The organism is Pedobacter kyonggii, assembly GCF_004310665.1.
Taxonomy (GTDB): Bacteria; Bacteroidota; Bacteroidia; order Sphingobacteriales; family Sphingobacteriaceae; genus Pedobacter; species Pedobacter kyonggii.
In genome coordinates this window covers 40,254-54,033 of the sequence record NZ_SIXF01000012.1, presented here as the reverse complement: position 1 = coordinate 54,033, position 13,780 = coordinate 40,254, and the positions used below count along the sequence as shown (strand labels likewise).

General features: G+C 38.1%; 13 protein-coding genes. 4 read left to right on the top strand and 9 right to left on the bottom strand.

Annotation, left to right across the window (positions count from 1 at the left end):
* Positions 1 to 23: 23 nt before the first annotated feature.
* The 6 genes from EYS08_RS13655 to EYS08_RS13630 all read right to left on the bottom strand — a co-directional run bounded on the left by EYS08_RS13655 (position 24) and on the right by EYS08_RS13630 (position 6,671).
* On the bottom strand, positions 24 to 551 hold the full coding sequence (locus tag EYS08_RS13655) for an RBBP9/YdeN family alpha/beta hydrolase (protein ID WP_131030572.1): 528 nt from the start codon (positions 549 to 551) through the stop codon (positions 24 to 26).
* Positions 552 to 654: 103 nt separating this feature from the next.
* On the bottom strand, positions 655 to 846 hold the full coding sequence (locus EYS08_RS13650; RefSeq protein WP_025141747.1) for a cold-shock protein: 192 nt from the start codon (positions 844 to 846) through the stop codon (positions 655 to 657).
* Between the two features lie 104 nt (positions 847 to 950).
* The gene (locus EYS08_RS13645; protein ID WP_131030571.1) at positions 951 to 1,877 is read right to left on the bottom strand and encodes a hypothetical protein; all 927 of its coding nucleotides are present in this window, start codon (positions 1,875 to 1,877) and stop codon (positions 951 to 953) included.
* A gap of 69 nt (positions 1,878 to 1,946) precedes the next feature.
* Entirely contained in the window at positions 1,947 to 2,822 is an 876-nt protein-coding gene (locus tag EYS08_RS13640; protein WP_131030570.1) for a phosphodiester glycosidase family protein, read from the bottom strand.
* Positions 2,823 to 2,985: 163 nt separating this feature from the next.
* Positions 2,986 to 5,490: a zinc-dependent metalloprotease gene (locus EYS08_RS13635; protein WP_131030569.1), complete on the bottom strand. Its 2,505-nt coding sequence runs from the start codon at positions 5,488 to 5,490 to the stop codon at positions 2,986 to 2,988.
* Positions 5,491 to 5,582: 92 nt separating this feature from the next.
* Positions 5,583 to 6,671 carry an aspartyl protease family protein gene (locus EYS08_RS13630; RefSeq protein ID WP_165456455.1) on the bottom strand — a complete coding sequence of 363 codons (1,089 nt, stop codon included), beginning with the start codon at positions 6,669 to 6,671 and terminating at the stop codon, positions 5,583 to 5,585.
* Between the two features lie 210 nt (positions 6,672 to 6,881).
* Between EYS08_RS13630 and EYS08_RS13625 the strand changes: the two genes are divergently transcribed.
* From EYS08_RS13625 to EYS08_RS13610, 4 genes are read left to right on the top strand one after another with little or no spacing between them, the layout of a single operon-like run.
* Positions 6,882 to 8,210 (top strand): D-alanyl-D-alanine carboxypeptidase, encoded by a 1,329-nt coding sequence (locus EYS08_RS13625; RefSeq protein ID WP_131030567.1) that lies wholly within the window; start codon positions 6,882 to 6,884, stop codon positions 8,208 to 8,210.
* A gap of 30 nt (positions 8,211 to 8,240) precedes the next feature.
* Positions 8,241 to 9,257, top strand: a complete 1,017-nt coding sequence (locus tag EYS08_RS13620) for a glycosyl hydrolase family 18 protein (protein ID WP_131030566.1) — start codon at positions 8,241 to 8,243, stop codon at positions 9,255 to 9,257.
* Between the two features lies 1 nt (position 9,258).
* On the top strand, positions 9,259 to 10,305 hold the full coding sequence (locus EYS08_RS13615) for an aminotransferase class I/II-fold pyridoxal phosphate-dependent enzyme (RefSeq protein WP_131030565.1): 1,047 nt from the start codon (positions 9,259 to 9,261) through the stop codon (positions 10,303 to 10,305).
* 38 nt (positions 10,306 to 10,343) lie between these two features.
* A complete protein-coding gene (locus tag EYS08_RS13610) occupies positions 10,344 to 10,844 on the top strand; it encodes a histidine phosphatase family protein (RefSeq protein WP_131030564.1) in 501 nt (166 codons plus the stop codon).
* 311 nt (positions 10,845 to 11,155) lie between these two features.
* Here EYS08_RS13610 and EYS08_RS13605 read toward each other — a convergent pair whose 3' ends face one another.
* The 3 genes from EYS08_RS13605 to tsaE all read right to left on the bottom strand — a co-directional run bounded on the left by EYS08_RS13605 (position 11,156) and on the right by tsaE (position 13,727).
* Positions 11,156 to 11,839 carry a M15 family metallopeptidase gene (locus EYS08_RS13605; protein WP_131030563.1) on the bottom strand — a complete coding sequence of 228 codons (684 nt, stop codon included), beginning with the start codon at positions 11,837 to 11,839 and terminating at the stop codon, positions 11,156 to 11,158.
* 170 nt (positions 11,840 to 12,009) lie between these two features.
* The gene (locus EYS08_RS13600; RefSeq protein ID WP_131030562.1) at positions 12,010 to 13,236 is read right to left on the bottom strand and encodes an alanine dehydrogenase; all 1,227 of its coding nucleotides are present in this window, start codon (positions 13,234 to 13,236) and stop codon (positions 12,010 to 12,012) included.
* 74 nt (positions 13,237 to 13,310) lie between these two features.
* Positions 13,311 to 13,727 carry a tRNA (adenosine(37)-N6)-threonylcarbamoyltransferase complex ATPase subunit type 1 TsaE gene (tsaE, locus tag EYS08_RS13595; protein WP_131030561.1) on the bottom strand — a complete coding sequence of 139 codons (417 nt, stop codon included), beginning with the start codon at positions 13,725 to 13,727 and terminating at the stop codon, positions 13,311 to 13,313.
* Between the last annotated feature and the right edge of the window lie 53 nt (positions 13,728 to 13,780).

Sequence of the window (13,780 nt, the reverse complement as noted above, 5' to 3'; positions counted from 1 at the left end):
GCGGGAACTCAGCAAGGTAAATATTACCCCAAAGTTTTTAAAATCTCTAACCCCTTTGGCCACTCCCCGAATCCAGCATCGGCATTAATATGGCCGGCATTACCGATATTAATAAATTCACTGCCCCAATTTTCGGCAAAAAACTCAGCCCTTTTTATCGTTACCCATTCATCATTTGAACTGGCTACAACAATGGTTTTAAAGTTTATTTTATCAAGCGGTACGTGATCAAAACCTACCGTTGAGAACGTATATCGGGGCGCTTCCAAGTCGCTGGGTGCTACCAATAGTGCGCCCTTAATTTTCTTTTGATATTGTTTTGCCCAATTGGCAATTGCGGTACAGCCTAAACTATGGCCAATTAAAATCACATCGGCCAAATTATAATCAGCAATGGCCTGATCTATTGTTTCGATCCAATCTTTGCTGGCGGGTGTATTCCATTCTCGCTGATTAATCCGGATAAAATGATCCCCAGATTTTTCGAAATGCGTTTGCCAATGATCTGGGCCTGAATTACCCAAACCAGGAACAATAAAGTAGTAGGTCATAAAAAGTGAGAATAGCCCTGAATGAATTCGGACAGCGAAAAATAAAACAAAAAAAGGCCGCCATCGCAAGAAAGCAGCCTTCTCTGTAAATATGATAAATAAATTAAATTACTTTCACATTAACGGCATTTAAGCCTTTTTTACCGTTAGCAACTTCGTACTGTACTTTGTCGTTTTCACGGATTTCGTCGATAAGACCTGTTGAATGAACAAAAATTTCGCTATCGCCATTTGCAGGTACGATAAAGCCAAAACCTTTAGTTACATTGAAGAATTTTACTGTGCCTTCTTGCATTGTATTAAATATTAAAATTAAGTATGCAAGGTAAGTTTTAATTTTTAAAATCAAAATAAATTTTAACATTTTTTTAACGTTAAAATTTTGTAAATAGCAGATTACTAAGGCTTTTTAATTGCCTTCCCAATTATTGTTAAAGTAATTTCACTATTATGCGGAATCCCGAGTGTTGTTCCGGGAGCCACATCAAAAAGGTTTCTAACATAGATATCGGCTATCCCCTGAGCCACCTTTTTTTTAGCTTCAGCATTCTCTGGAAGCACATTATAAATCGTTTTTACGTGTATCCCTCCCTGAAAATCTATCACCGCAGCAACCTGGTAAGCAAAATCTTTGTAAGCCCTATCTATCCTGATAATATATTGTGGAAACATATAATCGTAAGCTTCGGTCCTGTTGTTGGCCCGATCAACCGTACTGATTTTTTCTACCCTTACAATTTTACTTTTTGGTATAAACTGAACCGGATCTGTTGCGGCAAAAGCACTATCGCTATTCATATTAACTTTGGCAGCACGCTTCTCTATAAAAGCAGTATCGGCCTTGCTTGGTTTTTGCAGATCGGCAGCCTTGGCCTTCAATTTGTTTTTAATATAATTCTGTGCGTAAAAAGTCATATTTACATCCGAGCGAACATCTGAAGCAATTACCTTTCCATCAACCTGAATCCGCTGAAAAACCAAACTATCTTTACTGATGTGTTTTACTTTAAAAAATTCAGCAGCAAAATTATATACATTCCCGTGATCGTACTGCATGTAGAATTTTTGCATTCTTTGCTTCTGTGGACTCCAGGCCGACATGGTATCTTCTTTAACCACCTCAATGATCCAGGATGGTTTTTGCATAAAACCTTCCGCATTAAAAGAAAGTCCGTTTTTAAAACGTCGTTTTACCTCTTGATAACGGATGCCTTTTACAGGCTCGAAAGTAAAATCTCTTAAAGTTGGGTCGCTGGTTTTAGAGCCAAACTTACAGGCAGAAAGCATCAGCACAAAAAAGAAAAAGTATATTGTATTTTTAATCATTTCAACAAAAATCTTGGCTAAAATAAGTTTTTTTAACCAGAGCTAAACATGGTTGTTATAGATGCAGGTTTATCTCCTGGCTTGTTTTTTCACCAAAATAACGTTAGCTACTTTGCGCTGCCCTTCATGGTCCCATTTTTTATTATCACTTGGATAGTTGACAACACCATTACCGGGCATTCCGTTTATCCACAAAGTAGTAGAACCACCACCATCAAAATTAATGGCACTGGCACAGCCTAGCCAACGCATTAATTTGGTTAGCTCGAACAAACTCATGCCCGCCGAGTTTTCATTTCTTCCGTCAACAGTTAACAAAATCACTCTCCCATTGGGCTTTATCCCCAGGCAGGTACGCGGATGGCGCAAACGGCTAAATCCAGCTGTATCTAGCTTTTCATCAATACCATTTAAAGTTAATAATGGGCCATTTAACAAAACATCTTGAGCGGCCAGTTTTGTTTCCCAATCGCTTGTTCCATCCCACTTTTTGATCGAAATTTTTCCATTCTCAATTACAACAGCAGCTTCCTGATGCCTTGCCCGATTTCCGTTTTTATCCAAGCGGTTAGCATTAATGGTTTTTCCTTTAACCCGAACAAAATCTACCGAACCTCCATTTTTTACATCGAAAAAATTGCCATTTACCGCGGCAATTGCTGTATCGCGTAATCCAAAATTACTGGTGGTAATTAGTTCTTTCTCTTCTGCACCAATAGCAAAAACTGCCTTTCGACCAGTATTTTTTATTTCTAAAAACGAAATGTTTTCATTTGCAGCGAAAAGATTTTTCTGACCGTAGTGATACTGGAATAAAGCTACCTGTTTGGCAATTCTGTTTTTATGCCATTTGGTTTTTATAACCGTTAACGAATCAGTAGTTTGGCCAAAAGCAGATAAACTGTATGTAAATAAGGTAAGGGCAAATAATAATCTTTTAAGCATAATAGCTGTTTTAACCATAAAATTAAAAAACTGCTGTGCGTTTAGCTTAAAGCATCAAAAATTATACAAATGAAAATACAAAAAAACGGAGCGATCATTAAATTGATCGCTCCGTTTCTGTGTTCGTGGTAACGGAATTAACAGTCAAAAATCCTGCTTAAAATTATTTTTTCGGATCTAAAATATCTTTAATTCTGATATTCAAATCTTCATAATGTGCTTTGGTAATGGCATCGCCTGCAGCTGCTCTGGCTTTTGTAGTAGCCAATAAGGCTTTTAACTCTGCTCTAACCAGTGGTCTGATATCAGATAAACCAACATTAATTGGCGTTAAACCGTAACTTGCTGCATAATCTACAGGGAATCCAACCGGAAGTTCTGCTTCTTTGGTCATTAAATCCTGTAAACGGTCTACATAAGCACGTTGTAAATTACGTTTAAATGCATCTGCTCTTCCTGCAACAAAAACCGACGATCTTAAGTCCGTAAATAATTCAGGTAAGGTGTATGCTTTTGCTGCACCGTTTTTAGTTTCGTTATCTAATAAACGAGCAATACGCGAAGCGGATAATAAATTGCCTAAAGTATTCGCTTGAACACTTTTAATGCGGTTTAGCAATACACCATTATCAAATTTACTGAGTTGATCATTGCTGATTAACCAAAGTGGGGTAGTAAATAATTGTTGATTGAAGAAAGCAACGGCTTCTTTTTGTTTTGCTTTAGGCAAATAGGTGTAAACTGGCCCTTTTTGCTCGTAGGTTTTAAAGTTTTCGCTTAATCCACCAACGTTTGTTGCCACATGCCCCATATAACGGTTAAACTGACCAACAATTTCGGTGTAGATTTCTTTTAAATCGCTATAGTCTTTACCCTTTTGATAAGTCCATTTTTCTACGTTAGGCAAAATACGTTTTAAGTTGGCAATACCATAAGTACTTGCTTTCATTGCATTGTCGCCCAAATCTTCGCTCTGCAAACGAGGATCTAATGAAGTTCCCTGACGGCCATAGAAATACAATGGATTACCTGCATTTTTCAATGTCCACTGGTCTAAAATTTCTTTTTCCTGTTCTGCAGTTTTGTTTCCAGCGATCCAAGAATATCCCCATTTCACTACCCATTTATCGTATTCTCCAATTTGCGGGTGAAGTTTGGTTACGCCATCACCAGGTTGAGCAATGTAGTTAAAACGTGCATAATCCATAATAGATGGCGCAGTACCATGTTTATCTGTAAATGCTTTTGAACGTAACGAATCAACCGGGTAAGCGTAGCTCGAGCCAAAGTTGTGTGGTAAACCTAAAGTATGGCCAATTTCGTGTGAAGAAACAAAACGGATTAATTCGCCCATTTGCGCATCGCTAAATTTAGCTTTACGCACTTCAGGATTAATAGCAGCTGTTTGTACAAAATACCAGTTACGCAATAGGTTCATTACATTATGGTACCAACCAATATGCGTTTCTAAAATCTGTCCGGTACGTGGGTCGCTAACATGCGGGCCGTAAGCATTTGCAATATCAGATGCAAAATAACGAACAACTGAATACCTGGAATCCTCAACGCTAAACTGAGGATCTTGTTGAGGCGTTGGCGCTTCTTTACCCATAATGGCATTTTTGAAACCTGCAGCCTCAAAAGCTACCTGCCAATCGTTAATCCCTTGAATTAAAAACGGAACCCATTTTTTAGGCGTTGCAGGGTCGATATAAATCACGATAGGTTTTACCGGCTCTACCAATTCGCCACGTTTATAGGCGTTGGTATCTTTTGGAACCAAATTCCAGCGATGAATGTAGGCCGTACGCTCTGCCTTTTGTGCGTTGCTTCCATAATCTATTTGAGATTGACCAAAGAAACCCACCCTGCTATCCATTATCCTTGCTTTTACAGGGATTTTTGGCAATAATAACATCGATGTATTAAATTCGAAAGTAACGGCTCCATTACTGTTATCAGTTGGTGATTCTGCTGCACGGTACGTTTTAGCTGTTTTTACTTCAACATTAATAGGGAAAGTTTTTACCGTATCGATATAAGAGCGTGTTGCATCATACATCGTGACTTTATAAGCTTTACGGATCTGATCGGTAGCACCAATTGCCATTACATCACCGTTATAAAAATCGGTCACATCAATTACAACGCCTGTAGTATCTTTGTTATAAGCTTTAATTTCAAAGCTGGCTAAGATCTGCTCAAGATTAGAGTTTTGTACCGATTCGTACATATCGCTGTTTGGATCGGCCTTTGTTGAATAGCTTGGTACGCGAATATAAACCTGTTTGCCTCTACGCTCCCATTTCCATATCTGTTCATTTAATTGTTCACCACCATATTGCTGGTTGCCAACTTTTACTCCCGCAGGCACTTTTGCCAACCGGGTAACCACAAGCATTTCGCGGTTGATCATCGAATCTGGTATCTCAAAATACCATTTATCGTCTACCTTGTGTGTTTTAAATAAACCGTTTGTTGTTCTGGCTTTTGCGGTAATTACCTCAGAAAATGGTTTAATTCCTTCTTTTTTTGGTGCTGCTGCCGGGGCTGCTGGAGTAGCTCCTTTTGTTGTTTTAGTTTTTTTCTGGGCATATACCGAACCTGATCCGGCTACACCAAGCACTACGATACCTGCTAGGGCAAGTACCTTAAAGTTTTTCTTCATGTGTATATAAAAGTTAGTTTGCTTGGCAATAAGAGGTTAAAGTTAGACCCTTGTTACACGACAATTCTTTTGTAACTGGAAAATTACGCTTATCAGATCCTCTTCTCAAGGCGCACCACTTTAAAATAGACTTGATTGTCTCTAAAAATTTCAAAAATTACATTTCTATCTGCTTTTGATTTAAACATTTCGGTAAGCTCATTTAAAGAATAGGCATCTATGCTTTTGAAATTTACCGCAATAATTTCATCATCAGGGCATAACCCCGCTTTTTCTGCCGGGCTATTTTCGTCTATTTCCCCAATCAATACCCTTTTATACTCTTTCTGATCGAGATAAATCACCATACCTATCATATCGTGCTCGAAAGGAACTTTGCTTAAACCGTTAGGCTTAACATAAATAAAACCTCCCTGGTAGTTAAACTGGATATTAAATTTCCGCAGTAAATCCGCTCCTAAATTTCCATTCCGCTTTGATAAATCGATCTTATCTGCAATACTCTTAAAATCAGGGAATCCTGCAACAACGTCTTTAAAAACATAACCACCTACATTAAACTTGCCAACACGGCCAACGTGCCCCTTAATCTGGCCACTAAGGCTCATTCCTAAATTTGCTTTGATTTTTTTTTCAGGTAGCGGGAATTCGGTTCCATGGAGCATTTCGAGCGATAAAGCATGGCTGGCTCCTGTGTCCATTAAAAACCTTGCCTCAACGGTTTTACCACCAGGAACATCAACAGTAGCTAAAATATACGGTTTCTGATTCTGAATCTCAATAGGTATTTTTTTTCCGCGGTATTTGATCTTGGCATCGTGATCGTAAATAATCAGCCTATTTTCACTGTACCTTATATCAACAATAAAGCTGTTAAAAAAACTAAAGCCCAACAAGCCGTAAATTTTCAGCCCCAAATGCCCCGACAGGTTAAAGAGATCTTCTTTTAAGATTGCCGTTGGTATATTTTCAATGCTTGCACTGCCCACTTTAACATCCAGACTTTGAGAAACATAGGCCTCAACGGTTTCAATGCCCAAGCCAGATACTTTAATTTTACGAAGTTTACTAAAATTCAACGAATCGATAATGGATGGATCGGTAATAATCATCGGTCCAACTCCAGTGTCAAGAACAAAATCATACGGCCCCTTACCATTTACATACACCTGAATAACCATTATGTTTTTGATGCACTTAAAAGTAATTGACTGTTTTTGCCGGTTTCTTTTAAAAAGGAATTCCTGACCAAACACAGAAGATGCAAGAAATACCAACCCCAAACAAATTGTGAATTTGCGTAAACAGATTATTACACTGGGGTTATATTTGGTTAACATTAAACTAAATTTAATAAATTAGTTGATAATTATGTCCCCTAAATTTAGAACATGTTTCCCTTAAAAAATCATAATTTTATTTTTGTTGCATTCGCATTATCTATTTGTTTGTTAACAAGTTGCTCAACCAATAAAGTCATTTCAAAAAAAGTAGCTAAAGAGTTTAAAAATTCCCAGGTAATTAAACAGTATCAGGTTGGCTTCGCCCTTTACAATCCTTCAGATAAAAAAATGGTCTTTCAGAAAGATGCCGATAAGTATTTCACCCCAGCATCCAACACCAAGCTTTATACTTTTTTTGCGAGTTTAAAAATGCTGCCAGATTTAATGCCTGCTTTAAAATATATTGAACGGAATGATTCATTGATTTTTTGGGGCACAGGCGATCCGGCTTTTTTACAGTTTGCAGTAAAAGACAAATCGGCTTACAATTTTCTTTTGGCTTCGAACAAAAAACTATTTTTTTCTCCCGGACGATATTCGGGCAGTTTTTTTGGCGATGGCTGGTCATGGGATGATTACGATTATTATTATCAGCCAGAAATTACCGAAATGCCAATTATGGATAACATGGTTACTTCTACTTATGCCACTCCAAATAAAATCAATATTGAACCCAAAGTGTTTGCTTCCTGTTTCGAAATAGATTCTACTAAAAAAACGGGGAGTTTTCAGGTAAGCAGAGATTTTTTAAGCAACCGCTTTCATTATCCCGCCGTTTCAGTGCAACCAGGCTACAATCAGCAAAACCCATATAAAACCAGTGCACGGGTTACCGTCGAAATATTATCAGATACCCTGCATAAACCTGTCGGCATTATAAACTTAAAAATACCATCGTATGCTAAAACTTTATCGGGCGCAAAGCGCGATTCTGTTTTAAAACACATGATGCTACCCAGCGATAACTTTATCGCCGAACATTTGTTATTGGTTTGCTCCAATCAGATTGGTGATACGTTGAGTACAACAAAAGCCATTGATTACATTACGAAAAATTACCTTTCTTTTTTGCCTGATAAAGTAAAATGGGCTGATGGATCTGGTTTGTCCCGTCAGAATTTATTTACACCGCGTGATAATGTATACCTCCTTGATTCCATTTATAGATTGGTAAACAATCCGGAAAAGCTTTTTGACTTGTTGCCTGCAGGAGGAAAAAGTGGCACTTTAAAAAACGCTTATCCTAAAACCGACAAACCTTTTGTTTTCGGAAAAACGGGTTCGCTCGGTGGCGTTCATAATCAAAGTGGATACGTACTCACAAAAAAAGGCAAAACGTACATTTATTCTTTCATGAACAACAGCTTTGTAAAACCAACTGCCGAGGTACGTGCAGAAATGGTGAGGATAATCACTTATATACACAATACTTTTTAAGTATATGTAACATCAAATAACCCCTATTCTATGAAGAAATTCTATTTATTAACTGGCATCTCTACCCTGCTTATTATATCAGCTTGTAAGAAAAATGATCCCATAAGTGAACCTCCTATCCCTACTACACCATACGTACCCGACAATAGCTTTAAAATTGTAAGCTATTTCCCAAGTTACCGAGATCCAGCCAGTGTTGTAGATTCGAAGTTCAAAATGATTACGCACCTCTTTTATGCATTTCTAAACCCCAATACCGATGGAAGTTTAGCAGCGTTAGAACAACCCGCTCGATTTACAACTATAATGCAAAAAGCAAGGGAAAATGGCGTAAAAACAGGCATTTCGATATCGGGTACGAAAAGTATTTTTGTAACCATAGCGGCATCTGCAAAGGCGAGAAAGCTGTTCGTAAAAAATGTGCTAACTTTTGCCAAAACAAATGATCTGGACGGGGTAGATATGGATTGGGAGTATCCAAGTACCAGCGATGGATCAGCAGATAATTACGTGCTGTTAATGAAAGAGCTTTCAGATTCGCTACACAAATACCATAAATTTTTAAGTGCGGCCATAACCCCAGGTGTATACGCCGGCAGTATTCGGGATGGATTAAAATCGGAAGTTTTCCCTGCTGTAGATTTTTTTAATATTATGGTGTATGATGGCATTGGCTGGGATAAAAATGAGCCTATACAACATGCATCTTACAACATGGCCGTTGCCAGTTTAAATTATTGGTTAAGCACCCGCGGTATGCCAAAGGAGAAAGCAGTTCTGGGCATCCCGGCTTATGGTAAAAATGCCAATAACTCGGCTAAGGCCTATCGCGATTTTGTAACAGTGGGGGCTGATGTAAGTTTAGATAATGCATTGATTGATGGCGTTCAATTTTACTTTAATGGAACCATAACCACCAAGAAAAAAGCTAAACTCGCTAAAGATATTGCAAATGGAATCATGTTCTGGGAATTCTACCATGATGACAATGGCGATAAATCTATTATCCGTGCTGCAAATGATGAGCTTGGAAGAAACTACAATTAATATGAAGCCGAACTTTAAATCGATTGAGCAACCTTTTTCTAACCACATAAATATTGCAGGAAACACCTATTTATATTTTGGAGGGACGGCTTATTTGGGCATTCCTAAAAATCAGGACTTCATCAATCTGTATATCGAAGGGATTAAAAAATTCGGTTTAAACAACGGAACAAGCCGCACCAACAACATTCAGCTTGGCATTTACGATGATGCCGAAAAAGTAGCAGCAGCACGGTATGGAGCAGAAGCTGCGCTGATTACTTCAAGCGGATATTTAGCAGCACAGCTTACCGTTAAGGATTTATCCAGATTGGGGAAAGTAATTTATGGCCCTGCAGCACACCCCGCACTTTGGTTGGTAGAAAATCAAATCAAAAACGTAAAATTATTTCGAGATTGGAAACAGGAAACGATTGAAAGAATAAATTCATCTGAAGAAAAAACCTGGATTCTGATTAGTAATTCCATGAATAATCTTGTACCCGAAATTTATGATTTCGACTTTGTAAAAGAAATCCATAAGGATAAAAATATAATCCTTGTTGTTGACGATTCTCATGGAATTGGCGTAAACAATAATGGTATGGGTGCCATCTTAAATCTTCCCAAACAAGAAAACATCGAAAACGTAGTAGTTGCCTCCATGGCAAAAGCACTGGGTGTAGATGCAGGTATTGTTTTGGCCTCCAATAAAATAATCAATAAACTTAAAAGTACAAATACCTTTATTGGTGCTTCTCCACCAAGTCCCGCCGCACTTTATGCATTTATTCATGCCGAAGATATATATAGAAAGGCCCTAAATAAACTGAAAAACAATATGGTAATACTTGAAAGAGCATTAAATCTTACCTGGAAACACGAATGGGATTTCCCTGTGTATCTACTGGGTGATGTAAATTTTTCACAACGTATCTTGCAAAAGCAGATCCTGATTTCGTCTTTTCCATATCCAAATCCTACCGACGAAATTTTAGATCGTATAGTGCTTTCTGCCTGGCATGAAAAGGAGGATGTTGAAAAGCTAATCGCTGCCATATCTTTTTAAAGCTTTTCTTATCCAATTAATTTTTGAATATTTATAACATGAAAAAACTGCTAGTATTACTGTCGTTAACGCTTCTCTTTGCCAACATAATTTCAGCACAAACTACCACAGTTTGGATTGTTAGGCATGCAGAGAAAGATAAATCGAACCCACAGGATACCAACCCTAATCTCTCTGATGAAGGAAGAGTTCGTGCAGGAGATTTAGCAACCTACCTAAAAAAGGTAAAATTTGATGTTGCTTTTGCCACGCCGACAAAAAGAACACACCAAACATTGGATTCATTGGTGGTTCCGAAGGTAATCGATTATAAAGACATTAAATCGCTTGTAGACAGCATTAAAACCAATTATACTGGCAAAACCATTATTGTAGCAGGCCATTCTAATACCGTACTCGAGATTATTGAAGCCCTTGGCGGCAAAAAGCCTAAAGAGGAATTAACAGATGATGATTACGATTACATTTTTGAACTGGCTGTAAAAGAGGATAAAGCGAAGGTAAAAATGGAACAATTCGGGAGGCCACATCATTTGTAGTTTGTGACGTCAGGTGTTACCACCTGACAATTGGAGCGCTAAATTTAGTGTAAGATGGTAACATCTTACACCACGGAAAAGGTTAGATTTCTCCATTCCACTGTGTTCCATTCGATAGCCATCGGATCGAAATGACGAAACTAATTCGGTATGCTCTCAGACTAATGACTATTGAAATAATTTACCATTGAGAAGTTAAGAAAATTAAGGTTTCAAGGATGTAGGATCAGATCCTGAAACAAGTTCAGGATGATGCTCGTCCTAAAAATTACAACTTGGCACCCAAACTAATGCTATTGGCTAATTAACCTCTAAAGCTTCTCAAAGGGAATATCCATTAAATCGTACTTTTTCCAGCCTGAAAAATCATAGTGCCACCATTCGTTCTCTAGCACATTCATCTGATATTTACCCATTATAGCAATTAAAAAATCGCGGTTCTTTTTAGCCTCTGGCTCTACCTTTTCGTATTTCGCCGCAGCGGCAGCCGAGAAGCTGTCGTAAGGGGTCGGCATTGTTATTTCTTTACCTGTTTTTAAATTGATCAATGTTAAATCTACCGCACAACCTCTGTTGTGTTTAGATCCCTTTGCCGGATTAGCTACAAAGTTTTTATCACTGGCCTTTTTATAAAACTCAATGGTAACAGCATAAGGCCGATAACCATCGAATATCTTCAAGCCATAGCCTTTTCTATTTAATTCCTTTTGGATTTTTTTTAACGATTCTACTACTGGTTTTCGGGCAAAAGCCCTTGCCTGTTTATACATTACCTGCTGCATAAAGTTATTCTTGGTGGCGTAGCGGATATCTAATTTGATATTGGGAATGGCTTTTTTGATTTCAACCAATTCGTTATTCGGATCTGTTTTTATTGATGCCAGATATTGATTATAGGAGCTCACCACCACCAGTTTTTTTAACGGAGCAGGTTTGTTTTGAGCGTAAACTACCACCGAGAGGAAAAGAAATAACGTAAAGAGATTGATTTTCATATAATTGGTATTTGGCATAGGTCATTACCGCTGTCAAGTTAAAACGGTTGTCAGTCTGAGCCTGTCGAAGACCTTTACATTTGAATAACGAACAAAATGTCCTTCGACAAGCTCAGGATGACATCTAGTTGGTTTATCCGCTAAATAGATAGTCTCCTTATTGCAAAGTTCTACTGATTCGAAACCACCAACAACTCAAGATCCTTAAATGGCAGATTGAACATATCGGACAGATCTTTATTGGTACAATTACCCTGGTAAATATAAAGTGCTTCACGAATGCCCGGATTATTCCATACCATATTCATTAAACCTCCAAACTCACCAATATCCAATAAAATTGGAGCAAAGATGTTCGTTAAAGCGTAAGATGCCGTTCTTGGCACACGCGAAGCGATATTTGGCACACAATAGTGGATTACATCGTATTTTCTAAACACTGGATTGGTGTGATTTGTCACTTCAGAAGTTTCAAAACAGCCTCCTTGATCAATGCTTACATCAATTACCACCGAATGTGGTTTCATCCGTGCAACGGTTTCTTCCATTACTATGCATGGACTACGCCCGTGGGTAGCTCTAATGGCGCCTATTACTACATCGCAGGTTACAATAGCCTTATTCAAAACAATAGGTTGCATTACCGAAGTAAACACTCTGCTTCCTAAATTATTCTGCAGGCGGCGTAAGCGGTAAATGGAGCTATCGAAAACCTTTACCTCGGCCCCCAATGCCAAAGCTGTTCTGGCGGCATATTCACCCACCGTTCCAGCACCCAAAATGACAATTTCTGTTGGAGGAACACCAGTAAAGCCGCCAAGCATTAAACCTTTTCCGCCTGTTACATTGCTCAAATACTCTGCAGCAATCAAAATAGAGGTCGAGCCCACTATTTCGCTCATAGCGCGTACCACGCTGAGTACATTACCTTCATCGCGAAGATTCTCAAAACATAATGCGTTAATTTTTTTATGCATCAACGCTTTCAGATAATCCTGCTTTAGCGTTCCCGTTTGCAACGAAGAAATAAGTGTTTGCCCTTTATGCATCATCTCAATCTCTTCCAACATGGGAGGTGCAATTTTCATCAGGATATCGGCATCGAAAACTTCTTTTTTGTTATAGGCAATTTTAGCGCCCTGCTCAGCATACTCGGTATCAGAAAAATTAGCTCCAATGCCGGCTCCACTTTCCAGAACAACGCGGTGCCCATTATTTACCAATAATGCAACAGATAAAGGGGTTAATGCAATTCTATTTTCCTGGAAAGAAATCTCCTTGGGTATTCCTATATATAGACTGTTTTTTTTATTTCTGGTTTCTAGCTTTGCCTCTTGCGTTTGTAGTAAACCCTGACGAGCTATATCGGCCATTCCTTCGCGTAATCCTGTAGCCATGTTGAATTTAAAATTTTGATAGTTTTAGGTTGTTCAAGATAAGGAAAATCTGTTAATTTATTGATAACTAATTGTTATACCTTCGAAAATCTGAATAATCTGCGGTTTTCATCCAGCTCATTTATCTCAATTTTAATATGTTTTTCGGGTAGTAACCCTTCCACTCGTTCAGGCCATTCTATTAAACAAACTCCACCACCATAAAAATATTCTTCATAGCCCAGGTCATAAGCTTCGTGAATATCTTTTATTCTATAAAAATCGAAATGGAAAACCGAACCCTTAGGACTTTCATATTCATTAACGATAGAATAGGTAGGGCTCGAAACCACATCATCAACACCTAAATGTTTACAGAAATTTTTAATAAAGGTTGTTTTCCCAGCCCCCATATCGCCCTCAAAAATGAAGACTTTTTGGCCACTGGCAAAATCTGATAGCTGTTGTGCAACAGCAGGTAAATCGGCTAAACTGTTAACTTCGATATCCATTTTAAAAAAATAAAGGCAAAAGTAATACATAATTGCATTGCTTTTGCCTGATT